Source organism: Streptomyces sp. NPDC014907, assembly GCF_055562975.1.
In genome coordinates, this window is record NZ_JBVHEG010000005.1 from 328,681 (window position 1) to 351,626 (window position 22,946).

General features: G+C 75.0%; 22 protein-coding genes and 1 pseudogene. 12 read left to right on the top strand and 11 right to left on the bottom strand.

Annotated features, from left to right (window positions below; all coding sequences use genetic code 11):
• Positions 1–35 precede the first annotated feature (35 nt).
• Entirely contained in the window at positions 36–521 is a 486-nt protein-coding gene (locus ACZ3IL_RS16660) for an SRPBCC family protein (protein ID WP_467390976.1), read from the bottom strand.
• Positions 522–699: 178 nt separating this feature from the next.
• Here ACZ3IL_RS16660 and ACZ3IL_RS16665 point away from each other — a divergent pair, with 178 nt between their 5' ends.
• The 5 genes from ACZ3IL_RS16665 to ACZ3IL_RS16685 all read left to right on the top strand — a co-directional run bounded on the left by ACZ3IL_RS16665 (position 700) and on the right by ACZ3IL_RS16685 (position 4,567).
• Positions 700–1,338, top strand: coding sequence for a PadR family transcriptional regulator (locus ACZ3IL_RS16665; protein WP_467390978.1), 639 nt, complete (start codon positions 700–702; stop codon positions 1,336–1,338).
• 62 nt (positions 1,339–1,400) lie between these two features.
• Positions 1,401–1,850 (top strand): peroxiredoxin, encoded by a 450-nt coding sequence (locus ACZ3IL_RS16670; protein WP_467390980.1) that lies wholly within the window; start codon positions 1,401–1,403, stop codon positions 1,848–1,850.
• Between the two features lie 105 nt (positions 1,851–1,955).
• Positions 1,956–2,399 carry an RrF2 family transcriptional regulator gene (locus tag ACZ3IL_RS16675; RefSeq protein ID WP_467390982.1) on the top strand — a complete coding sequence of 148 codons (444 nt, stop codon included), beginning with the start codon at positions 1,956–1,958 and terminating at the stop codon, positions 2,397–2,399.
• A gap of 86 nt (positions 2,400–2,485) precedes the next feature.
• Complete coding sequence (locus tag ACZ3IL_RS16680) at positions 2,486–3,673, top strand: globin domain-containing protein (protein WP_467390984.1); 1,188 nt, start codon at positions 2,486–2,488, stop codon at positions 3,671–3,673.
• A gap of 129 nt (positions 3,674–3,802) precedes the next feature.
• Positions 3,803–4,567, top strand: coding sequence for a rod shape-determining protein (locus ACZ3IL_RS16685; RefSeq protein WP_467390986.1), 765 nt, complete (start codon positions 3,803–3,805; stop codon positions 4,565–4,567).
• Between the two features lie 250 nt (positions 4,568–4,817).
• Here the strand turns inward: ACZ3IL_RS16685 and ACZ3IL_RS16690 are convergent, their stop codons facing one another.
• The 5 genes from ACZ3IL_RS16690 to ACZ3IL_RS16710 all read right to left on the bottom strand — a co-directional run bounded on the left by ACZ3IL_RS16690 (position 4,818) and on the right by ACZ3IL_RS16710 (position 9,971).
• Positions 4,818–5,603 (bottom strand): polysaccharide deacetylase family protein, encoded by a 786-nt coding sequence (locus ACZ3IL_RS16690; protein WP_467390988.1) that lies wholly within the window; start codon positions 5,601–5,603, stop codon positions 4,818–4,820.
• A gap of 243 nt (positions 5,604–5,846) precedes the next feature.
• Positions 5,847–6,224 carry a hypothetical protein gene (locus tag ACZ3IL_RS16695; protein WP_467390990.1) on the bottom strand — a complete coding sequence of 126 codons (378 nt, stop codon included), beginning with the start codon at positions 6,222–6,224 and terminating at the stop codon, positions 5,847–5,849.
• A 119-nt stretch (positions 6,225–6,343) separates the two neighbouring features.
• A complete protein-coding gene (locus tag ACZ3IL_RS16700) occupies positions 6,344–7,891 on the bottom strand; it encodes an ATP-dependent DNA ligase (RefSeq protein ID WP_467390992.1) in 1,548 nt (515 codons plus the stop codon).
• Between the two features lie 79 nt (positions 7,892–7,970).
• Positions 7,971–9,404, bottom strand: coding sequence for a DUF6397 family protein (locus ACZ3IL_RS16705; RefSeq protein WP_467390994.1), 1,434 nt, complete (start codon positions 9,402–9,404; stop codon positions 7,971–7,973).
• A 153-nt stretch (positions 9,405–9,557) separates the two neighbouring features.
• Positions 9,558–9,971, bottom strand: coding sequence for a roadblock/LC7 domain-containing protein (locus ACZ3IL_RS16710; RefSeq protein WP_467390996.1), 414 nt, complete (start codon positions 9,969–9,971; stop codon positions 9,558–9,560).
• Between the two features lie 151 nt (positions 9,972–10,122).
• Here ACZ3IL_RS16710 and ACZ3IL_RS16715 point away from each other — a divergent pair, with 151 nt between their 5' ends.
• The 3 genes and pseudogenes from ACZ3IL_RS16715 to ACZ3IL_RS16725 form a co-directional block, all read left to right on the top strand.
• Positions 10,123–10,548: a PPOX class F420-dependent oxidoreductase gene (locus tag ACZ3IL_RS16715; RefSeq protein ID WP_467390998.1), complete on the top strand. Its 426-nt coding sequence runs from the start codon at positions 10,123–10,125 to the stop codon at positions 10,546–10,548.
• A gap of 75 nt (positions 10,549–10,623) precedes the next feature.
• Positions 10,624–11,265 (top strand): class I SAM-dependent methyltransferase, encoded by a 642-nt coding sequence (locus tag ACZ3IL_RS16720; protein ID WP_467391000.1) that lies wholly within the window; start codon positions 10,624–10,626, stop codon positions 11,263–11,265.
• A 293-nt stretch (positions 11,266–11,558) separates the two neighbouring features.
• Positions 11,559–12,042 (top strand): annotated as a pseudogene (locus ACZ3IL_RS16725) (hypothetical protein); the annotation flags it as partial.
• Positions 12,043–12,173: 131 nt separating this feature from the next.
• On the opposite strand, the gene ACZ3IL_RS16730 reads toward ACZ3IL_RS16725, so the two are convergent.
• Positions 12,174–13,010 carry a siderophore-interacting protein gene (locus tag ACZ3IL_RS16730; RefSeq protein ID WP_467391002.1) on the bottom strand — a complete coding sequence of 279 codons (837 nt, stop codon included), beginning with the start codon at positions 13,008–13,010 and terminating at the stop codon, positions 12,174–12,176.
• Between the two features lie 35 nt (positions 13,011–13,045).
• Complete coding sequence (locus ACZ3IL_RS16735; protein ID WP_467391341.1) at positions 13,046–13,984, bottom strand: 5'-3' exonuclease; 939 nt, start codon at positions 13,982–13,984, stop codon at positions 13,046–13,048.
• 328 nt (positions 13,985–14,312) lie between these two features.
• Here ACZ3IL_RS16735 and ACZ3IL_RS16740 point away from each other — a divergent pair, with 328 nt between their 5' ends.
• From ACZ3IL_RS16740 to ACZ3IL_RS16750, 3 genes are all read left to right on the top strand, one after another.
• On the top strand, positions 14,313–15,425 hold the full coding sequence (locus ACZ3IL_RS16740; protein WP_467391004.1) for a quaternary amine ABC transporter ATP-binding protein: 1,113 nt from the start codon (positions 14,313–14,315) through the stop codon (positions 15,423–15,425).
• Positions 15,418–17,208, top strand: a complete 1,791-nt coding sequence (locus tag ACZ3IL_RS16745) for an ABC transporter permease/substrate binding protein (RefSeq protein ID WP_467391006.1) — start codon at positions 15,418–15,420, stop codon at positions 17,206–17,208. The genes ACZ3IL_RS16740 and ACZ3IL_RS16745 overlap by 8 nt, the downstream gene beginning before the upstream one ends.
• 174 nt (positions 17,209–17,382) lie before the next feature.
• Positions 17,383–17,934, top strand: coding sequence for a helix-turn-helix domain-containing protein (locus tag ACZ3IL_RS16750; protein WP_467391008.1), 552 nt, complete (start codon positions 17,383–17,385; stop codon positions 17,932–17,934).
• A gap of 104 nt (positions 17,935–18,038) precedes the next feature.
• Here ACZ3IL_RS16750 and ACZ3IL_RS16755 read toward each other — a convergent pair whose 3' ends face one another.
• The gene (locus ACZ3IL_RS16755; protein ID WP_467391010.1) at positions 18,039–19,223 is read right to left on the bottom strand and encodes a TDT family transporter; all 1,185 of its coding nucleotides are present in this window, start codon (positions 19,221–19,223) and stop codon (positions 18,039–18,041) included.
• A 292-nt stretch (positions 19,224–19,515) separates the two neighbouring features.
• On the opposite strand from ACZ3IL_RS16755, the gene ACZ3IL_RS16760 reads away from it, so the two are divergent.
• A complete protein-coding gene (locus ACZ3IL_RS16760; RefSeq protein ID WP_467391342.1) occupies positions 19,516–20,454 on the top strand; it encodes a LysR family transcriptional regulator in 939 nt (312 codons plus the stop codon).
• A 22-nt stretch (positions 20,455–20,476) separates the two neighbouring features.
• Here ACZ3IL_RS16760 and ACZ3IL_RS16765 read toward each other — a convergent pair whose 3' ends face one another.
• A complete protein-coding gene (locus ACZ3IL_RS16765; RefSeq protein ID WP_467391012.1) occupies positions 20,477–22,105 on the bottom strand; it encodes an amidohydrolase in 1,629 nt (542 codons plus the stop codon).
• 96 nt (positions 22,106–22,201) lie between these two features.
• Positions 22,202–22,852 carry a TetR/AcrR family transcriptional regulator gene (locus ACZ3IL_RS16770; protein WP_467391014.1) on the bottom strand — a complete coding sequence of 217 codons (651 nt, stop codon included), beginning with the start codon at positions 22,850–22,852 and terminating at the stop codon, positions 22,202–22,204.
• Positions 22,853–22,946 lie beyond the last annotated feature (94 nt).

Sequence of the window (22,946 nt, forward strand, 5' to 3'; positions counted from 1 at the left end):
CGGCGGGGGGGGCGCGGGCGGCGGGGTCGCCGGGGTCAGCGGGGCGGTTCCGGAAGCTCTTCGCCGGTCTCCAGAAGCGATTTGAGGCTGGAGATCAGCGCGGGCCAGCCCTCGCCGACCAGTCGTCCGACGGTTCCGCCGGGTTCCAGGTCTCCGTGGGTGACCGTCAGCGCGACCGTGTCGCCGGACGGTTCGATCACGAAGGTCACCCGGGACCGGCGCTCCCGGGTGAGGCGTTCGTACGCGTCGTGTCCGAGGCCGACGGCCTCCGCCCAGGCCGGGGTGAAGGTGTGCCAGGTGTACGAGAGGCGGCGGCCGGGCTCGGCCTCGAGCACCACCTGTTCGGGGTCGGCGGTCGCGCGGCCGCCCTCGTGCCAGACCATGGGGGCGCCGGGCGTCCACTCCGTCTCGAAGGTCACGCCCCAGTAGCGGCGGGTCAGATCCGGTTCGGTGAGCGCCTTCCAGAGCTCGTCGGGGGTGGTCCGGATGTAAGTGGTGTAGACGAACGTGTCGCTGTCCATCGCGCTGCCCTCGGATCTGCTCCCCCACGGCCGGCCCCCCTCCAGCCTAGGCAGGGGCCGGACGGACGTGCCAGTGAAGAACCCCCGTCCGGTGCGCGCGGCCCCCGCCGGTCCGATGATCCTTCTTCCGTTGAATAGGTGCGGAGGAAACTATTCAACGGACTGCTAGCGTGTCCGGATGTCCCTCAAGCACGCCGTCCTCGCCGCTCTCCTGGAGGGCGAGGCCTCCGGATACGACCTGGCGAAGGTCTTCGACGTGTCCGTCGCCAACTTCTGGGCCGCCACCCCGCAGCAGCTCTACCGCGAGCTCGACCGGCTCGCCGAGGCCGGTCTGATCGCGGCCCGGGTGGTGGAGCAGGAACGGCGCCCCAACAAGAGGGTGTTCCGCCTGACGGAGTCCGGCCGGCGGGACCTGGCCGTCTACACGTCGGCACCCCCGCGCCTGAGCGCCGTCCGCGACGAGCTGATGGTCCAGGTCCAGGCGTGCGACGGAGGGGACACCGCGGCCGTCCGCGGGTCCGTGGCCCGGCGGATGGAGGTGGCCCGGGAGAAGCTGGCCCGTTACGACCGGCTGCGGGAGCGGATGCTCGACGGCCGGGACGAGGAGACGTACCTGGGCGAGGCGGAGCGGATCGGGCCGTACCTCACGCTGATGCGCGGCCGGTCCTTCGAGGAGGAGAACCTGCGCTGGTGCGCCCGCGTCCTCGCCGTGCTCGACCGGCGCGCCGCCACGGGAACCGGGACGGACGGAACGGCGGCGGACGGGGAGGCGCACCGGCCCCCCGAGGGGGTGACCGGCCGCCTTACCCTGCGGTAACGTCACCGGCCGGTCACCGGAGGCACCGGTGACGCAACGGGACGGATCGGGGACGGACCTCCATGAACGTCGGTGACCTCGTCGAGGACTTCAGCCTTCCGGACGAGACGGGCACTCCGCGCTCCCTGACCGCGCTGCTGGCCGAGGGGCCGGTCGTCCTCTTCTTCTACCCGGCGGCGCTCACCCCCGGCTGCACCGCCGAGGCCTGCCACTTCCGCGACCTCGCGGCCGAGTTCCGTGCCGCCGGGGCGCTGCCCGTCGGCATCAGCTCCGACGGGGTGGAGCGGCAGCGCGAGTTCGCCGGGCGCCACTCCCTCGGCTACCCCCTGCTGTCCGATCCGGACGGCGCCGTACGGGAACGGTTCGGGGTCAGGCGCGGGTTCTCGCTCGCGCCGACGAAGCGGGTCACGTTCGTGATCGGCCAGGACCGGCGGGTGCGGGAGGTCGTGCGCAGCGAGCTGCGGATGAGCGCGCACGCGGACCGCGCCCTGGCCGCTCTGCGCCGCGGCTGAGCCGTGCCCCCGGGAAGAGGGGGCCGGAGCGGACTTCGGACGCCCGGAGGCACGGATGACACCCCCTAACCGGTAGATCAAATACCACTTTGATACGGTCGGGTCGTGAGGCTGACGAAGTTCACCGACCTGGCGCTCCGCGCCGTGATGCGCCTGGCGGTCACCCCCCGGGAGGAGTCCGTCACCACCCGCGAGGTGGCGGAGGCGATGGACGTGCCGTACGCCCACATGGCCAAGGTGGTCACCCGGCTCCAGCACCTCGGCGTGATCGAGGCGCGTCGCGGGCGCGGCGGCGGACTCGCCCTGACGGAGCTGGGCAGGCGCTCCTCGGTCGGCTGGCTGACCCGCAGCCTGGAGGGCGAGGAGGAGGTCGTCGCCTGCGAGGGCGATCCGCCGTGCCCGCTGCGGACCGCGTGCCGACTGCGGGGGAAGCTGCGCGAGGCCCAGGAGGCGTTCTACCGCGTGCTCGACCCGCTGACCGTGGCGGAGCTCGTGTCCTCGCCGACCGGTCCGCTGCTCCTGTCCCTCACGCCGCGCCCCCCTTCCTGACGACGCCCCTCCCCCGCCGCGCCCGCCCGGGTGCGGCTCTCCCTCACCTTTTAACAGTTAGATGATCTACCAGATTGGAAGTCCTCATGCTGTCCGAGCAGGCCGTCCCGGTCGTCCGCGCCACCCTGCCCGCCGTCGGCGGCGCCCTGGACGAGATCACCGAGCGTTTCTACGGCCGTCTCTTCGCCGCCCACCCCGAACTCCTGCGCGACCTGTTCAACCGGGGCAACCAGGCGAACGGCGAGCAGCGCAAGGCGCTCGCCGGTTCCATAGCCGCCTTCGCCGTCGCCCTGCTGGAGCACCCGGACCGGCGGCCCGACGCGATGCTGTCCCGGATCGCCCACAAGCACGCCTCGCTCGGAGTCACCTCCGAGCAGTACAAGATCGTGCACGAACACCTCTTCGCCGCGATCGTGGAGGTCCTCGGCGCCGCGGTCACGCCCGAGGTCGCCCGCGCCTGGGACGAGGTGTACTGGCTGATGGCCAACGCGCTCATCGCCGTGGAGGCCCGGCTGTACCAGGAGTCCGGCGTCACCGAGGGCCAGGTCTGGCGGACCATGGAGATCGCCGAGCGGCGGGAGGAGACGGCCGACACCGTCTCGTTCACGCTGCGTCACGCCGACGGGAGCCCCGCCGCCGCGTTCCGGCCGGGCCAGTACGTGAGCGTCCGGGTCGCCCTGCCCGACGGCGCCCGGCAGATCCGCCAGTACAGCCTCTCCTCCGCGCCCGGACGCCCGCAGTGGCGGATCACCGTGAAGCGGGTCGACGGCGACCCGGCGGGCGAGGTCTCGTCCTGGCTGCACGCCCACGCGCGCGAGGGGGACACCGTGGTGGTCTCGGCCCCGTTCGGCGACCTGGTCCTGCCCGCGGGCGACAGCCCCCTGCTGCTCGCCTCCGCCGGAATCGGCAGCACCCCGATGCTGGCGATGCTCGACCACCTCGTGAGCACCGGGTCGACCCGCCCCGTCACGGTCGTGCACGCCGACCGCGCCCCCGGACACCACGCGCACGCTACCGAGCTGCGGCGCCTCGTGGACGCCCTGCCGCAGGGAACGCTGCACCTCTGGTACGAGGAGCCGGGCGACTCCGGGGCCCGGCCGGGCCGCGCGGACGTCACGGCGCTCGACCTGCCGGAGGGCGTGACCGCCTACCTCTGCGGGCCCCTGCCCTTCCTGCGCACGGTGCGCGGCGACCTCCTCGGCATGGGCGTCCCCGCCGCCGGCATCCACTACGAGGTGTTCGGTCCCGACCTGTGGCTGGGCGCCGAAAGCTGACCCGTCCTCGACGGCTCGCCTTCGATCCCAAGAGGCATGGCGCCGTCGTGTCGGATACTGCATAGTGAGGGGCCGGGTCGGCCTCGCATTCAGCGGGTCCGCGACGATCAGACGGAAGCGACGGAGACGATGGGTTCGTTCGGGTCGGCAGAGGGCGCCCGGGGCGCCGGGCAGCCGGTGCGCGGGATCGCGCTCGACATCGGCAGTTCCCGGACCCGCGCCTGGGCGCCCGGGGCGGGCGTCTTCGCGGACGTGCCGAGCGGCCCGGTACGGCGCGGTCGCGTCACCGACGCGGCCTCGCAGCTCCGGCTGCTGCGGCGCCTGACGGCGGCGGCACCGGGCCACGGGCACGACACCGTGGTGATGCTGACCCATCCGGTGCTCGTCGGCCGGGAGGAGCGGGAGGCGGTGAAGCGGGTGGTGGACGGCCTCGGCGCGGTCCGGGTCTTCGCCGTGGACAGCGCCCGGGCCGCGGCGGCCCACGCGGCCCCGGCCGGCGGCGGTCCGCTGCTGGTGGTCGACCTCGGCGCACAGCTGACCGAGGTCACGCTCGTCGTGGACGGTCTCGTGCAGGACGCGCGGCTCGCCGAGATAGGCGTCGACGACCTCCCGGAAACGGGAAGCGCGCCGGACGCGGTCGCCGGAACCGCCACCGACATGGTGAGCGACCTGTGGCGGCACGACCGCACCGGCGCCGTCCGAGGGGCACTGCGCCGGGGCGTCCTGGTGACGGGCGGCGGGGCCTTCCGCCTCGACGTGACCGCCCGGCTGGCCCACCTCCTCGGAGCCCGCCTCCGTCTGGCGAACGACCCGTCGACCAGCGTCGTCCGGGGCGCGGGCCTGATGCTCGCCTCCGCCCTCCGCCACCCGGCCGCCTCACCCGCCCGGGTCTGAGACCGGACGGGGCCGACGCCGGACGAGGCGGGCGGACGAGGGCGGGGAACGACAGAGCCCCGGTTGGACGGGGGGTTCCAACCGGGGCCGTTCGCCGTGACGGGCGAAGGGCGGTCGCCTCCGGGGGGGGAACCTTGGGGACCGGGCCCCTTCGCCGTCACACAGGTGAAAACGGCGGACCGCTCCGGAATGTTCCGGGAGTTCCCTCATGGGCGGTGTGAGGCGCCTCACCCGTTTTCGGCGGGTCCCGTCAGTCCCTCTCGGGACGGTAGACGCTGCCCGGCTCGGCCTTCCCCGGGGCGAGGAGCTCCGGCACCGTCACGAAGGTGAAGCCCCGCCGCTTCAGTTCGTCGATGATCCGGGGGACCGCCGGGACCGTGCCGTCGTAGATGTCGTGGAGCAGGATGATCCCGTCGCCGTGCGCCTGGTCGAGCACGCGCCGCTCTATGAGGGCCGAGTCGGTGGTGGAGTAGTCCTTGGCCGTGATGCTCCACAGGACCTGGGCGAGGCCGAGTTCCCGGCTGACGTCGGACACCGTGCCGTCGGTGCGGCCCTGGGGCGGGCGCATCAGGGTGGGCTTCCGGCCGGTGATCTTCTCGACGGCCTCCTGGGTGCGCGACAGCTCGTCGCGGATCTCGGCGGCGTCGAGGTCCGTCAGTATCCGGTGCGTCCAGGTGTGGTTGGCGACCTCGTGGCCCTCGTCGGCGATGCGCTTGACCACCTCGGGATAACGGTCGACGTGCTTGCTGCCGAGCAGGAAGAAGGTGGCGGGAACCCCCTTCTCCTTGAGGACGTCGAGGAGCCTGGGGGTGTCCTTGCCCGGCCCCGCGTCGAAGGTCAGCGCTATGCACGTGGCCTCGGCGCAGTCGACGCGGCGGGCCGCGGCGCCCGCCTTGCCGTCCGGACCGGCCTCCTTCCGCGCCTCCCCCGGGGTGAGGGGGTCGACTCCACAGCCGCTCAGGGTCACCATCAGCGACGCGGCGGCGAGCAGGGCGACAGCCGCTCCCCCGCGTCGGCGCGGCCTGGATCGGAACATGGTGGAACCCGCTTTCCCCGGTGACGTCTTCGGCACGGCCGCCGCCGGCCTGGTCAGAGCGGGACGCGCGGTCGCACACGCACTCTACACAGGGTGTATAGCGAGGTCAGGGGCGGGTACGCCGACCTCGCGCGGGCACGCGGGCACGCGCGACGGGGTTGCACCTGCCGCCGTCCGCGTGCGACGCGGGCGCCGGGAGCGGCCATTCCTCCCGGACACTCCCGGCGCCCGTATGCGGCCGGCTCAGCGGGAGGCGAGCAGCAGGCGCGCCTCGGTCTCCTGGTCGCCGGAGACGGCGTGCAGGGACCGGACCTCGAAGCCCGTGGCCAGTGTCTTCTCCACCTCGCCGACGGCGTGGTAGCCGCCGGTGAGCGTGACGCCGACCGGGGCGGACAGACGCGTGGGGCGCACGTCCCGGTGCGGTCCGCCGGCCGTGTCGAACGTGGCCGTCCAGACCGTGGGAGCCGGTCCCGTCGCCGCCGGCGCGTCCGGCGCCGTCATGTCCTCCAGCCGGTAGACCCCGTCGAGGACCCCGAGGACGGCTCGGGCGTCCTCCCGGTCGCAGTCGCTCACCTGGACGGTGACGTCGGTGTCGATGTGCAGGTCGTACACGTCGCTCATCTCCTCGTGGCCCACCGGTCGCTCGTGGCGCCACGCGCGCCTCGCGCCGGGCACCCGTGGTGCCACCCCTCCAGCATCCCTCCCGGAACGCCGCACCGCGAGGGGCGTCGCGGCGCTCCTCAGTGGCGGCCGGTGATCTCCTCCACGGTGTCCGCCTCCGAGGCGCGCTTGTCGGGACGGTGGCGTACGACGCGGGCGAAGCGGAGGGTGACCCCGGCGGGGTAGCGCGTCGAGGTCTGGAGTCCGTCGTAGGCGATCTCCACGACCAGCTCGGGCCGCACCCGTACGGTGACCCCGTCGTCCGACACCGCGAGTTCCCCGAGCCGTTCGGTCTGCCAGCGCAGCATCTCGTCGGTGAGCCCCTTGAAGGTCTTCCCGAGCATGACGAACCCCCCGTCGGCGGAGCGCGCGCCGAGGTGGAGGTTGGAGAACAGGCCGGTCCTGCGCCCCTGCCCCCGTTCGACCGCGAGGACGACGAGGTCGACGGTGTGGACGGGCTTCACCTTCAGCCAGCCGCGCCCCCTGCGGCCGGCCTCGTAGGGCGCGTCCAGGGACTTGACGAGGACCCCCTCGTGCCCCCGGGCGAGGGTGTCGGCGAAGAACCGCTCGGCCTCAGCGATCGCGGCGGGGTCGTCCGGATCGGTGACGACCGTGCGGCGGACCCTGCGGTCCTCGGGGAGCAACCGGGCGAGGGCCGCGTGGCGGTCCCGTCCCGGCAGGTCGATCAGCTCCTCCCCGTCGACGGCGAGGACGTCGAAGAAGACGGGCGTCAGCGGGAACGCGGCGCTCGCGCCCGCCACGTCCGTGCGGGAGCCGACCCGCGCGGCGACGGCCTGGAAGGGCAGGGGGCGCCCCGTGCCGGGAGCGAGGCCGACGACCTCGCCGTCCAGGACGAAGGAGTCGGCGGGGACGGCGCGGGCGGCCGCGACCACCTCGGGGAGACGGTCGGTGACGTCGTCGAGGGAACGGGTGTGGACCCGGACGTCGTCGCCGCGCCGGTGGACCTGGACACGGATGCCGTCGAGTTTCTCCTCGACGGCGCAGGGTCCCGCGGCGGCGACGGCCTCGGCGACGGAAGCGGCGGTGTGCGCGAGCATGGGCTGCACGGGGCTGCCGATCCGCAGGGTGAACCGGCCGAGGGCGGCGGCGCCCTCGGCCAGGACGGCCTGGGCGACCGGGGGGAGGGAGCCCGCGAGCATCACGGCGCGCCGCAGGCCGGCGGCGGGTACGCCGGCCGCCCTGGCGACGCCCTCCAGGGCGACGGCGTCCAGGGCCCCCTGCCGTACGTCCCCGGTCAGCAGCCGCAGCAGGAGGTCCTGTTCGTCACGGGTGGCGGCGGCGAACAGGGCGTGGACGAGACGGGCCCGCTCGGCACGGGAGCCCGCACCGGAGACGGCCGCCAGCTCCGCCATCACCCCGTCGACCCGCTCCAGGGTGAGAACCGGCCGTACGGCGGGCGGGACGGCCGGGGGGACGACCTCCTTGAGGACGCTCCACCCGACCCCGATCCGTCCCTGCGGAAGGCGGCCCGACAGGTACGCGATGGCCAGGGGGCTCTCCGCGGGCGCGGCCTCCGCGAACAGTTCCGCCAGCAGGGCGGTCTTGCGCGACCGCGCGGGAGCGGCGGCGACCTCCCGGGACACCTCCGCGACACGGGTCAACAGCATGGGCCCATCCTCTCCAGCCCCTCTTTCCCTCGCACGTCGGTGACCCGCCGTTCCGTCCCGCGCGGGAACGGGGCCGCCGTCAGGGCCGCTCCACCGGGCGCCTCCGCCGCCGGGTGCGAGCCGCGCCGCCCGGCCGCCCCCGGCGGAAGCGGTCGAGGAGCCGGGTGCGGGCCGGACGGGAGGGCGGACGGCCGGACACCGCCGCCGGCCGCCCCGACGGCTCCGGAACCGGGGCTTCCGGGGTGGGTTCTTCCGAGACCGGTCCTTCCGGAAGCGTGGCCGCCGGGAACGGGCCTTTCGGAACCAGGGCTCCTGGGAGCGGATCTTTCGGAACCGGGCTTCCCGGGACCGGGCCCTCCGGGACAGTCCGGGCGGAGACGTCCGGGACCAGGGTCCACGCCGGTACCGGCCCCCCGGGCGGCACCGGCGACACCGGCGGCGTCGGTCGCGCCGACAGGGCCCGCGGGCCGCCCCGTACCGCCACCGGCAGGTCCCACGGGTCCGCCACCCCGGGCCGTACGGCGGGCGCCGCTCCCGGGAAGGAAGGCGGGCCGCCCGGCCGCGCGGAGGACACCGCACCCGTGCCCCGCCCGGCCGGGGGTGGCGGCACGGTCACGCTCTCCCCCGGATAGGGGGCCGGGCACGCGGCCCGCGCCTCGTCGAGGGCGAGCGCCAGGTTCAACCGGTGCCAGAGGATCTCGTCCGGATCGTCGGCCCGCGTCAGCCGCCCGGCGATCTCGCGCGCCGCCGCGGACACCGGCATCCCGGCCGGGGGCGGCGGACGCAGCCGGTCGAGGTGGGCGCGCTCGTACGGATCGTCCACGACCTCGGCCACCTGGACCGGGTCGAGCAGGGAGGCGACGGCGGCGGCCCGCGCCCACGGCTCGCCGGCGGCGCGCAACAGCAGGGCGAGCCGCCGCGCACGCCAGTTCCTCGGCCGCAGGTCCTCGTGGGCGGCCAGCCGCTCCCTCAGGTCCGGCGGCAGCCGCCCCGTGAGGAGCGCCGGACACGTCCGGCCGAACTCGGCCACTTCCGCCGCCGGGTACGTCCACACCACCGCCCGATAGCGGTTCAGCGAGAACCGCACCGGGCTGAGGTGCCCCGTCCGGGCCAGTCCGGCGAACCGGCCCGGGGCGATCCCGAGCAGCGCGGCGGCTTCCCCGGTGCCCACCGTGCGCACCCGGTCGCGCAGCCCTTCGGGGAAGTCCGGCGCGGCCCTGAGGCGGGCGAGCTCGCGCCGCTCGACGCGCCACCGCCCGGCCTCCCCGGCGGGCACCGTCCTCACCAGACCGAGCTGGACGCCGAGCCGGAACTCGTCGCGTCCCAGCTCCAGCTCCCGTGCGGCCCGCGCGGGCGTCACCGTGCGCGCCCCTTCGTCCACGGCCTCGTCGCGACCGTCCACCGGCCCGCCACGACCGCCCATCGCCCCGCCGTGGCCCTGCTCCGCCGGGCCGTGCCCGTCCACCGCCCCGCCGTGGTCGTGCGTCACCCTGTCGTGCCCGTCCGCCGTCATCCCGCGGCCCTCCCCCGTACGTCCGTGCTTTCCCGTCTCGCGCTCCCGCGTGATCCTCGTGACCCGCGTGACCCGCCGAAGAAAAGGTAACGCAGAGTGACGAGCCAGGGGCACCCTGTGGAAAACCGCCTGTGGACAACCCGCGGCAGAGGGTCAGAACAGGCCGTCGTCCGGATGACCGGGCTGCCGCGCCGCCACGGCGAGGTGTTCGCCGACGCGGTTGACCAGCAGCGTCATCTCGTACGCCACCTGACCCACGTCGGCCTCCGCCTCGCTCAGGACGCACAGGCAACTGCCTTCGCCCGCCGCCGTCACGAAGAGCAGCGCCTCGTCGAACTCCACCATCGTCTGCCGCGCCCGGCCCGCCCTGAAGTGCCGGCCCGAGCCCCGGGCGAGACTGTGCAGGCCGGAGGAGACGGCGGCCAGGTGTTCGGCGTCCTCGCGCGCCAGCCCGCCGCTCGCGCCCGTCACCAGACCGTCGTTCGAGAGCACCAACGCGTGCCGTATGTGCCCGACCCGCTGGGTCAGGTCGTCCAGGAGCCAGTCCAGTCCCTTGTCCAACGCCATCGGTGGTCCTCCCCCTAGGTGATGCGTCCCCGCCGACCGGGTTCCCGTGCTCCCCGCGTCACCGAGGTCCGCGTGTCGCCGCAAGCCTTACGCACTGTCGTGGACAGGGCAAGCACTGCACCGCGCCCGCGCGTGCCGCAGGATGGGGAACATGACGAGGATGACCGAGGAACAGTGGCGGGCCTTCGTGTCCGCGGGCACCCGCACCGGCAAGCTGGCGACCGTACGCGACGACGGCAGTCCCCACGTCGTACCGGTCTGGTTCGTGCTCGACGGCGACGACGTGGTGTTCAACACCGGCAGGACCACGGTGAAGGGCCGCAACCTCGCCCGCGACGGACGGGTGGCCCTGTGCGTGGACGACGACACCCCGCCCTTCTCCTTCGTTTCACTGTCCGGACGCGCCGAACTCAGCCAGGACGTGGAGGAGTTGCGCCACTGGGCCACCCGTATCGCCGCCCGCTACATGGGGGAGGACCGGGCGGAGGAGTTCGGCGAGCGCAACGCCGTCCCCGGTGAACTCGTGGTCCGGGTGCGGATCGAGAAGGTCGTCGCCGAAGCCGGCCTCGCCGACTGAGGCCCCGCGGGAGGGTTCCCGCCCTCGCGGGCGGCGGACGCGCCCCTCGCTCCCCGGGTGCGGAACCATGGCCGCATGAGCGACGACCCCATACGCGTCCGAGAGTTCTTCGGCGTACGCGCCGCCGGCTGGGACAGCAGGTTCCCCGACGACGGCCCCGCGTACGCCGCTGCCGTGGCCGAGCTGGGCCTGCGTCCGGGCGACGCGGTCCTCGACGCGGGCTGCGGGACCGGCCGCGCGCTCCCCGCGCTCCGTGCCGCCGTGGGCCCCTCCGGCACCGTCGTCGGGGCGGACCTCACCCCCGAGATGCTCGAACGGGCCGTGCGGGCCGGACGCGGCGGCGAGGACGGCGGAGCGCTGCTGCTCGCGGACGTGGGACGGCTTCCCCTCCGCGAGGGCGCCCTCGACGCCGTCTTCGCCGCGGGACTCGTCTCGCACCTCGTGGACGCCGCCGGCGGCCTGCGGGAACTCGCCCGTGTCGTGCGGCCCGGCGGTCGGCTCGCACTGTTCCACCCGGTCGGGCGGGCCGCCCTCGCGGCACGGCGGGGCCGTCGGCTCGACCCCGACGACCTGCGCGCCGAGCACCGGCTGCGCCCCCTGCTCACCGGGGCCGGCTGGCGCCCGGCCGGTTACACCGACGAGGACACGCGTTTCCTGGCCCTGGCCGTCCGCGAGGACCGGGCCGCCGACGACGGCGTCCGGACGGGACCCGCGTGACGGAGAAGCTCGCGTGACGGAGAGGCCCGCGTCAGGGGCGGGCCTGTGTGACGGGCGGGGTCGTATGACGGATGAGCCCGCGTGACGGGCGGGGTCGTGTGAAGGACAGGTCCGCGTGACGGGCGGGGGCGCGTGACGGGCGGGGCCCGAGGGCGGCAATGGGCGTGGGACAGGTGACCGGTCCGAGGGTGCTGCCGGGCCCGGGTACGAGACCTCCGGCGCGCGGACCGGACCCTCGACGCGCGGGTTACTCACTGGTTAAGGTGCGCCGACGACCGGATGGGGAGGCTGCCGTGGCTGGGACGGACCCGATCGCCGAGGCCGAGGCCGACGCCGACGCGCTGCTCGTGCTGACCGCCGCGCTGCTGACGCCCGCGAGCTTCCCGAGCGTGCTCGGCGACGACTACCCGGCCGCCTGCGCGGCGCTGGGGCTGCGGCCCCACCCGGAGGGGTACGGCCTCGTCTTCGGTCAGGACGGCCACGGGGCGCGGTGGACCGTGGTCGTCGACGACGTGTCGCTGGTCGCCGTGGCCATCTCCTCCTGGGACTGCGGCATGGCCTACGACCTGTCCCCGGACGAGCGTTCGGTGGTCACCGGCCTGCCCGGCTGGCCCCTGGACCTGGCGACCGCCGCCCCGGGGGTGCCCGCGCCGCACGACCCGGAACCGGAGGAGGGCGACCCCGCTCCCCTGGTCCCGCCGTCGGGCGACGAGTGGGGGCCGGCCCAGCGCCGTCTGGGCGCCGACGAAGTGGCGCTCCACTGGACCGCCTGGCGGTCCCGGATGAACGACGACGGCACGTACGCGGACGCCGGGGGCACGGAGGACGGGGACCCGGGGGGGGGGGGGGGGGCGGGGGGGGGGGGGGGCCCCCCCCCCCCCCCCCCCCCCCCCCCGCCCCGGGAAACCTCAGCTCTCCTGCTCGCGCTCCACCTGGTCGTTCCACTCGCGCTTGATGGCGCGCCACGCCTCGTCCGTCTTGCCCAGGCGCCAGTAGCCCGAGATCGACAGGCGCTCGCGCGCCACGCCCCGGTCGAGCCGCAGATGGCGGCGCAGCTCCTTCACGAAGCACGCCTCGCCGTGGACGAAGGCGTGCACGTCGCCCGCCGGGAAGTCCAGGGCCCGGACCGCGTCGACCAGCGCCTCGCCCACCGGGCGGCCGCCGCGGTGCAGCCACGTGACCTCGACGCCCGGTCCCGCCGCCAGCTTCTGCTCCTCCGCCGCGTCCGCGACCTCCACGAAGACGTGCGCCCGCGCTCCGGAGGGCAGCCGTTCGAGGGACGCCGCGATCGCCGGCAGCGCGCTCTCGTCCCCCGCGAGCAGGTGCCAGTCCGCCGCCCCGTCCGGCGCGTAGCCGCCGCCGGGGCCCAGGAACCGCACCGTCTCGCCCACCCGGGCGCGTGCCGCCCAGGGGCCGGCCAGGCCCTCGTCGCCGTGGACCACGAAGTCGACGGTCAGCTCGCGCCGCTCCGGGTCCCAGGCCCGTACCGTGTACGTCCGCGTCGTCGGCCACTGCTCCCGGGGGTACTCCTCCCGGATGCGCTCGATGTCGAACGGCTCCGGATAGGTGACCCCCTCCGGCGCGAAGAGCAGCTTCACGTAGTGGTCGGTGTACGTGCGGGCGTCGAACCCGTCGAGCCCCGGACCGCCCAGGACGACCCGCACCATGTGCGGAGTGATCCGCTCCGTGTGCACCACGCGCGCTTCGGTGGCCCTCGGTGCCTTGCGGGCCGGCTGTTCTGCCACGACGGACTCTCCTGACTGTGTGTACTTAGGTATGCCTAAGCTAGCACTTCGCCGTGCGAGCGGCCGGGGTGGCGCTCCAGGGCCGGCAGCAGCCGTCCGACGGCTCCGGCCAGGCCCCACCGCTTCACCAGCGCGTCCAGGGCCGCCGGGTCCCGGGGCGCCGGGGGCAGGGCCGGGTCGAACTCCGGCAGCGGCACGTCGGTGGCGACCCGCACCACCTTCGGCGCCACGTCCAGGTACGCCGCCGCCTCCGTGATCCCGCGCCGCTTGGCGGGCGTCAGGCCCGACGCCGGGTCGGCCGCCGCCGCCCGCACCCCCGCCAGGTCCCCGTACTCCGTGACGAGCTGGGCCGCCGTCTTCTCCCCGATGCCCTTCACGCCCGGCAGCCCGTCGCTGGCGTCCCCGCGCAGCGCCGCGAAGTCCGCGTACTGGTCGGGGCGCACCCCGTACTTCGCGCGGATCAGCTCCCCGTCCACCAGGTCGCAGTCGCCGACGCCCTTGCGCGGGTACAGCACCCGCACCCCCCGCGCGTCGTCCACCAGCTGGAACAGGTCCCGGTCGCCGGTGACGACGTCCACCGGGCCCCGGGCCCGGACCGCCAGCGTCCCGATCACGTCGTCCGCCTCGTACCCCGCCGCCCCGACCCGCGCGATGCCGAGCGCCGCGAGGACCTCCTCGATCACGGGCACCTGCGGGGACAGCGTGTCCGGGACCTCCTCCTCGTCCGGGCCCGCCCCCGTCTCCGCGGCCACCCGGTGCGCCTTGTAGGACGGGATCAGGTCCACCCGCCACCGCGGCCGCCAGTCCTCGTCCCAGCAGGCCACCAGGTCGTCCGGGCGGTGGTCCCGGACGAGCCGGCCGATGAAGTCGAGCAGTCCGCGCACGGCGTTCACCGGGGTGCCGTCGGGGGCGCGGACGGAGTCCGGCACGCCGAAGTACGCGCGGAAGTAGAGGCTGGCGGTGTCGAGGAGCATCAAACGTCGCGTCACCCGGCCGAGTCTAGGGCGCACCCCGCTCCCGGAAGGCCCGTACGGGGCCTCCGGGGGGTGGGGGCCGGAAGGCCGGCGGGCGGTCCGGACGGGACGGTCCGGGTGCGGCGTCCCGGCCGGCCCGCCGTGACCCGCGTCACCTTCGCGTTTGCACGCGCAGACCCCGGGCATGGGCGTGCCCGGAGCGGACCCGGTACGGAATTCAACCAAAGGAACACCGTGCGTGACGGGACGCGGGCCGATCCCGCCCGCTCCACGGCCCGGCCTCGCGGGGGTGGCGGGGCCGTTCTTCATCGCTACCCGTGAGGTGTATGTGTCCAGGCTCCAGGCCGACCATCTGTACAAGGTGTTCGGCAGACGACCCGACGAAGCCGTCCGGAGGCTCGTGAACGGCGCCGACCGAGAGGAGCTGCGCGCCGAGGGGACCACGGCGGCCGTCATCGACGCCGGATTCGTCGTCGAACCCGGCCAGATCTTCGTCGTGATGGGCCTGTCCGGCTCCGGGAAGTCCACCCTCCTCCGCATGCTCAACGGCCTGCTCGAACCCACCGCGGGCCGGGTCGTCTTCGACGGCGACGACCTCACCGCGCTCTCCCCCCGCGAACTGCGCGCCGTCCGCTCCCGCCGGATCAGCATGGTCTTCCAGCACTTCGCGCTCTTCCCGCACCGCACCGTCCTGGAGAACGCCGCCTACGGCCTGGAGGTCCAGGGCGTGGCCCGCGCCGAGCGCGAGACCCGCGCCGCCGAGGCCCTCGAACTGTGCGGCCTCGCCGGCTGGGAGAAGTCCTGGCCCGACGAACTCTCCGGCGGCATGCAGCAGCGCGTCGGCCTCGCCCGCGCCCTCGCCACCGACGCCGACCTGCTCCTCATGGACGAGTCCTTCAGCGCGCTCGACCCGCTGATCCGCCGCGACATGCAGGACCAGCTCCTCGTCCTCCAGCAGCGGCTGAAGAAGACCATCGTCTTCATCACCCACGACCTCAACGAGGCCATGCGCCTCGGCGACCGGATCGCGGTCATGCGCGACGGCGGGATCGTCCAGCTCGGCACCGCCGAGGACATCCTCGTCCGGCCCGCCGACGACTACGTCGCCTCCTTCATCCAGGACGTCGACCGCTCCCGGGTGCTCACCGCCTCCTCCGTCATGACGGAGGGCGCCGCCGCCGTGTGCCCCGACGGCTGCGCCTGCCGGGCCGTGGGGCCCGACACGCTCGTCGCCGACCTGTGCGCCGTCGCCGCGCTCGCCCCGCACCCCGTGACCGTGGAGGACGCCGACGGCAGGGTCCTCGGCGTCGTGCCCCCGGAACGCCTGCTCGGCGTCATGGGCGGACTCGACGCGGACGCCGGTGCGCCGGGCGGGTCCGGCAAGGGCATCCCGCGCGCCCGGAAGCCCCGGAACGCGCAGGGGGTGACCGCCGGTGCCTAGGCTTCCCCTCGGCCGGTGGGTCGACACCTCCGTCGACTGGCTCCAGGCCCGTCTCTCCTGGTTCTTCGACGCCGTCAGCGCCGGCGTCACCGGCCTCTACGACGGCATCGACGCCGTCCTGTCCGCGCCCCAGCCGCTGCTGTTCGCCGGCATCCTCGCCGTCGTCGCCTGGTGGCTGCGCGGATTCGCCGCCGGAGTCCTCGCCTTCGCGGGCTTCGCCCTGGTCGACTCCGTCGAACTGTGGGACGAGGCCATGGCGACGCTCTCCCTCGTCCTCGTCGCCACCCTGGTCACCCTGGTGATCGCGGTGCCGCTCGGCGTCTGGGCGGCACGGTCGAAGAGCGCCAGTGCCGTCATGCGGCCGGTCCTCGACTTCATGCAGACCATGCCGGCGATGGTCTACCTGATCCCCGGCATCATCTTCTTCGGCGTCGGGGTGGTCCCCGGCATCATCGCCACCATCGTCTTCGCGCTGCCCCCGGGCGTCCGGATGACCGAGCACGGCATCCGCCAGGTCGACGGCGAACTCGTCGAGGCCGCCGAGGCCTTCGGCACCACCCCGCGCGACACCCTGCTGCGCGTCCAGCTCCCGCTCGCCCTCCCGACGATCATGGCCGGTGTCAACCAGGTCATCATGCTCGGCCTCTCCATGGTCGTCATCGCCGGCATGGTCGGCGGCGGCGGACTCGGCGGAGCCGTCTACCGCGCCATCGGCAACGTCGACATCGGCCTCGGCTTCGAGGCCGGCGTCTCCATCGTCGTCCTCGCCATGTACCTCGACCGGATGACCGGCGCGCTCGGCCGCCAGGTCTCCCCGCTGGGCCGCCGCGCCGCCGCCAAGGCCCGCGCCGCGGGCGCGGGACGGTCCGGCGCGAAGCTCTGGGCCCACCGGCCGCAGCCCGTCACCGCCCTCGTCGGCGTGGTGGTCCTCGCCCTCGTCGCGGGAGGCACCGGCCTCCTCGGCGGAACCGGCACCTCCTCCGCCGGGAGCAACGGCAAGAAGGTCGCCATCGGCTACATCCCCTGGGACGAGGGCATCGCCTCCACGTACCTGTGGAAGGAACTCCTGGAACGGCGCGGCTACGAGGTCGACACCAAGCAGCTGGAGGCCGGCGCCCTCTACACCGGCCTGGCCGGCGGGCAGCTCGACTTCCAGACCGACGCCTGGCTCCCCGTCACCCACGCCCAGTACTGGAAGAAGTACGAGAAGGACCTGGAGGACCTCGGCTCCTGGTACGGCCCCACCTCCCTGGAGCTCTCCGTCCCCTCGTACGTGAAGGGCGTCGACTCCCTCGCCGACCTCAAGGGCAGGGCGGGACAGTTCAAGGGCCGCGTCGTCGGCATCGAACCCAGCGCCGGGATGATGGGCATCCTCAAGGACAAGGTCCTGAAGGAGTACGGCCTGGAGGGCGAGTACGAGGTCGTCGACGGCTCCACCCCCGGCATGCTCGCGGAGCTGAAGAGGGCGTACGAGCGGAAGGAGCCCATCGCCGTGACGCTCTGGTCGCCGCACTGGGCCTACTCCGCCCACGACCTGAAGAAGCTGAAGGACCCCAAGGGGGCCTGGGGCAAGGGCGACGGCGTCCACACCCTCGCCCGCAAGGGGTTCACCGAGGAGAACCCCGAGGTCGGCGACTGGCTGAAGAAGTTCGAGCTGTCCGAGAAGCAGCTCACGGACCTCGAAGCCGTCATCCAGGAGACCGGCAAGGGCAAGGAGCAGCAGGCCGTCCGCACCTGGCTCGGTCGGAACCCCGGCCTCGCGGAGAAGCTCACCCCGCGCTGACCCCCCGGCGGGACCGGAACGGTTCCCGTCCGGAAAGGGGTGGTCGCCGAGCGTGTCCGGCGGCCGCCCCTTTTTCGGCACGACGCGAAACCCCGCCCGAAAGCTGCGTAAGGTTCGGGTAACCGACCGGTACGAGGATCGCGACGGGCACGAGGCGCGAGGGAGGGAGCCGACATGGACGAGAAGGAATCGCCCCGCGTGGGCGCGGCCGTCAAGAGGCGCCGCAGGGCGCTCCAGCTCACCCTGGCCGTCGTCGCCTCCCGCAGCGGCCTCTCCGTGCCCTTCCTCAGCCAGGTCGAGAACGACCGGGCCCGCCCCAGCCGCCGCTCCCTGGAACTCGTCGCCGGGGCCCTGGAGACCACGGCCGGCGAACTCCTCGCCGCGGCCGAGGCCTCCCGCACCGTCGACGTCGTCCGGTCCGGCGAGCGTTCCCCGGACCTGCCCGAGGGCGTGCGGTCGCTCGTCCGCGGCCGTCACCAGCTGCACGCCCTGGAGTTCACCGGCGAGCAGGACGCGGGGCGCGAGTTCCAGCACCGCAACGACGAACTCCTCTACGTGGCGGACGGCGCCGCCGAGGTCGAGGCCGAGGGCCGCGCCCACCGGCTCGACCGGGGGGACACCCTCTACCTCTCCGGCGGGGTGCGGCACCGCTGGCGCGCCACCGAGCCCGGCACCCGGCTCCTGGTCGTGGCCGTGGCGGAACACGTGGAGGCGGAGGAGGAGTGAGGGCGGGAGCGGGGACGAGCACCGTCTCCGCTTCCCTCCCGGCCGGGGCCCGTGCGCGCCGGGTCCCTCCGGGGACCGCCGCCCCCCGAGGAGGGGCCGCCCGGTCACCCGGCGCGGACCGCCGCCGGCCGGACCCCGGGAGGCGCCGTCGTCCCCGGCCCCGCGAGCAGCGTCCCGCCGGCGAGTCCGCGCAGGGTGTGCCACCCCGCGCCCAGCCAGGCCGCCACGAGGAGCGCGTACAGGCCGATCGCGAGCCACCGGAAGGCGGCGAGGCCGGTGTGCGCGGCCAGCTCCCCGGCGCCGGTCACACAGGTGCCGACCGGGAAGGTGAACGCCCAGAAGGCCATCGTGAAGCCCATGCCCCGGCGCCGCGCCCGCAGGACCATCGCTCCGGCGAGCGCCAGCCACAGCAGCGCGAAACCCATGACGGGCACCCCGTAGAGCACGGCGAAGGCGGCGAGGCCGCGCGCGTACGGACCGGGCAGCACGCCCGGGGCCGCGCCGGCGAACTTGCCCGCGGCCGTCGTGGACTGGCCGAGGGGCCCCAGGACCAGGAAGAGCGCGGGGGTGAGCGCGAGGGGCGGGGGACCGGCGGTGACGAGCCGCCCGAAGACCAGCGGCAGTATGGCCAGGGTGGCGAGCAGGCTGATGCCGAACATCGCGTGACAGGCGATCAGGAGCGTCTGGCGCGGCTCGCCGGCGGGCAGGTGGGGCACGAGCAGCGGGCCGAGCGCGGCGGACACCATGGGGGCGACGACCGGCAGCAGCCACACCGGGGACGCGCCCTCGATCCGGTGGTGCGCCACCATCAGGTACGGCACGGCCACCGCCACGACCAGTCCGACCGCCGTGCCGGCGGTGAACAGCACGGCGTCGAGCGCGACGGCCGCCGGGAGGCCGGTCCAGTCCCGGCCCACCACCAGCGCCCCGCCGCCGACCGCGAGCAGCGCCATCGAGAGACAGCCGTAGAACGGGGCCACGGCCGGGTCCAGGAGGTGGGCGCGGGCCTGGTCGCGGTGGCGGGCCCAGTGCAGCGCGCGGGCCGGGAGCAGGACGAGCAGCATCACGAGCGACAGGGCCCAGACGGCCGCGCAGGCGGTACGGAGTCCGGGGACGTCGACCGGGAGGGCCGCCCCGGCCGTGGCGACGATCGCCGTGCCCATCACGGAGGCGTACCAGTGGGGTCCGAGGTGACGGACGGAACGGGTCCGGGGGTCCTGCCGCGCGCCGGGGGTGGTGGCGCGGGGGAGCGGGCCGGGGCCCGGGAGAGGGGGTGCGACGCTTGCCATGGTCCCACCGTCGTCCCGTTCCTCCGCCCCGACCAGGGAGCACGTGGCTATGACGCCATAAGCTGGGTTTATGAGCAGGGAGAGGCGGGACGGTGAGGGCCGGGACGGCGGGGCGCGGGAGGGCGGGGTCCCCGGGGCCGGGCCCGCGGGCGGGGCGGCGCGGGACGACGGCGCGAGCGGAGGCCCCGCGGCCGGTGGCGGTGTGACCGGCCATGGCGACGGTGGCGGTGTGACCGGCCACGGCGACGGTGCCGGTGGCGGTGTGACCGGCCATGGCGACGGTGGCGGCGTGATCGGTGACGGTGACGGCGGGGCCCGGCCCCACCTCTCCCACCGCGTCCCCGACCTGGGCGCGCTCGAACTGCTGCTCGCCGTGGCCCGGCACGGGAGCCTCGGCGCCGCCGCCCGGGAGGTCGGGATCACCCAGCCCGCCGCGAGCAGCCGCGTCCGCTCCATGGAACGACAGCTCGGGATGGCCCTGGTCGACCGTTCCCCGCGCGGCTCCCGGCTCACCGACGCGGGCGCGCTCGTCACGGACTGGGCGCGGCGGATCGTCGAGGCGGCGGAGGCCTTCGACGCGGGGGCGCAGGCCCTGCGCGGCCGGCGCGACTCCCGGCTGCGGGTGGCCGCGTCCATGACCATCGCCGAGTACCTGCTGCCGGGCTGGCTGATCGCCCTGCGCGCCGAACGCCCGGACACCGCCGTGTCGCTCCAGGCGGGCAACTCGGCGGCCGTCGCGGAACGCCTCTTCGCGGGCGAGGCGGACGTGGGCTTCGTGGAGGGACTGGCCGTGCCGGACGGCCTGGACGGCGTGGTCGTCGCGCACGACCGGCTGGCGGTCGTCGCCGCCCCCGCGCACCCGTGGGCCCGCCGCCGCGCCCCGCTGGGCCCGGCGGAGCTGGCCGCGACCCCGCTGATCCTGCGGGAACGGGGCTCCGGCACCCGCCAGGTCCTGGACGCGGCGCTCTCCGCCCACGGCGGTCTCGCGCGGCCCCTCCTCGAACTCGCCTCGACGACGGCCGTGAAGGCCGCCGTCGTCAGCGGTGCCGGGCCGGCCGTCCTCAGCGAACTCGCGATCGCCGAGGAGCTGGCCTCCCGCCGTCTGGTCGCCGTCCCCGTCGAGGGGGTGCTGCTGCGCCGGGACCTCCGCGCGGTCTGGCCGGCGGGCCACCGCCCCGCCGGCCCGGCCCGCGACCTGCTCTCGCTGACCCGCGCCCGCCCGGCGGGCTGACGCGGGTCCGGCGGCGTACGGCTCAGACGTGCGCCGCGCGGTGGGTGATCCGGCCGTCCAGGACCGTCAGCAGGACCGGCAGGTCCGGCAGGTCGGTCGCGGACGTGGTGAGCGGGTCCTCCGCGAAGACGGCGAGGTCGGCACGGTGGCCGAGCGCGATCCGGCCCGCCTCGTGCTCCTCGCCCGCCGCGTACGCCGGGGCCGTCGTCATGCCCCGCAGCGCCTCCAGCGGCGTCAGCGCCTGCTCCGGGCCGTGCGGGGCCTGGGTGAGGTCGCGGCTCGGGCGCCGGTGCCGGGCCCCCGCCATCACGCCGAGCGGCGGGAACGGCGCGATGGGCCAGTCCGAGCCGAGGACCACGGTCGTCCCGGACTCCAGCAGGTCCCGGCAGCGCCAGGCGCGGGAGGCGCGCTCCTCGCCGAGGCGGCGCGACCAGTTGTCGGTGTGGTCGGCGCGGGTGAAGTCGCAGCAGTGGGTGGGCTGCATGGAGGCGAGGACGCCGAGCTCCGCGAAGCGGCCCAGCGTGTCGTCCGGGACGGTCTCGATGTGCTCGACCCGGTGCCGCACCTCGCCGCCGCCCGCGGCGCGCGCCTTCTCGACGGCGTCCAGGACGTGCCGGACGGCCGCGTCGCCGATGGCGTGGGTCGCGGTGGCCACGCCCGCCCGGTGCAGGTCCCCGATGATCCGGGTGTACGCCTCGGGGTCCGGCCAGAAGGCGTGCGTGGACTCGCCGTGACAGTCGGGACGCTCCAGCCAGGCGGTGCCGTTGTCGATGGTCCCGTCCATGAAGAGCTTCACGCCGGCGACCCGCCACAGCGCCCCGCCGGTGCCCTGGAGCCCGATCAGCTCGCGTACGCCGTCGGCGTCGGTGCCGGGCTGGCACCAGGGCGCGACCCGGAGCCGCACCGGCAGCTCGCCGGCCGCGTCCAGCTCCCCGTACAGGGCGAGGCTGTCGCCGTTGGCGTCCATGGCGTGACCGCCGGTCAGGCCCGTGGCGGCCATGGCGCGCAGCGCGTCCGCGAGGCGCCGGCGGCTCTCCTCGCGCGTCGGCCGGGGGGCGACCCGCTCGACCAGTTCGCAGGCGGCGTCCTCCTGGAGGAGACCGGTCGGGCGCCCGTCGGCGTCGCAGACGACCTCGGCGGAGGCCTGGTCGAAGGTGCGCGGGCCGTCGACCCCGGCGAGTTCGAGCGCCCGGCGGCTGGCCAGGGCCGAGTGGGCGTCGAAGAGCAGCAGGAAGGCGGGCACCCCGCCGAGGACGGAGTCGAAGGGGGTGGTGTCCAGGGGGCGGTCGCCGAAGACGTTAGGGTCGAGGCCCCAGCCGAACAGCCACGCCCCGCGCTCCAGGGTCCGCACCTCGCGGGCGAGGGCCTCGCGCACGTCGTCGAGGTCGGAGCAGTACGACAGGTCGAGGCCGTGGGTCAGCTCGGCGCCGGTGACCGGGTGCACGTGGCCGTCGACGAGGCCGGGGGTGACGACGGCCCCCTTGAGGTCCACGACGGTGGTGGCCGGCCCGGCGAGGGCGCGGATCTCGCGGTCGTCGCCCAGGGCCGTGATCCGGCCCTCGTCGGAGACGGCGAGCGCGGTCTCCGGCAGGAACCTCCCCGTGCCGGGGTCGAGCAGGCGGGCGGAGAGCAGGACGAGACGGGTGCGCACGGGTGACTCCAGGAAATGAGGTGCGGGAAGGGGCGGACGGGAGGACGGGAGGTGCGGGCCGGGGCCCGGCGGGCGGGTGGTGCGGGCCGGTGCGGATCAGGAGGGCCCGGCGAGCGGCGGGGCGTCGGACAGGGCGCCGTCGGGCAGGCCGAGTTCGCGTTCCGCCGTGGTGACGGCCATGCGGGCCACGGCCTCCGGGCGGGTGCCGGGGCCGGTGTTGGCGTGGGCGCCGAGGCCGTCGACGACCACCAGGATGCGGATGGCCGTCGTGCGCGGGTCGTCCGTCCGGAACTCGCCCCGTTCGGCGCCCTCGCGGATGAGTCCTTCGAGGCGGTCGTCGGAGGCGAGTTCCTGCGCGACGACCCGGTCGCGCAGGAGGGGCCGGTAGCGGCTGAGGTGCCGGGCGTTGATCCACAGGCGGCTGATGTCGTCGTACGCCTCTCCGGCGGAGAGGGCGAAGTAGCGCGCGAGGTACTGCGTGGGGGTCCCGTGCGGCCGTTCGGCGGGCAGCAGCGCGTCCAGCTCACCGGCGGAGGCCACGCCGAACGCCTCGGCCACCAGCTCCTCCGAGGAGGGGAAGTAGTGGCTTATCAGCCCCGGGCGCACGGTCAGCTCGTCGGCGATCCGCCGCAGGGTGACGCATTCGAGGCCCTCGGTCAGGGCGACCCGGGCCGCGGCCCCCACGATCTCCGCCCTCCGGGCCTCCGGAGTTTTCCGGACGCGCTTGCGCTGGACGCTCGACGACATGACCGGGATGCTATTGAGTGCACGACCAATAAGCAACAGGACGGACGGCGCGCTCCCGGCGGCCCCGGCCCCCTCCCCGGCCGGAAGGGGCGCC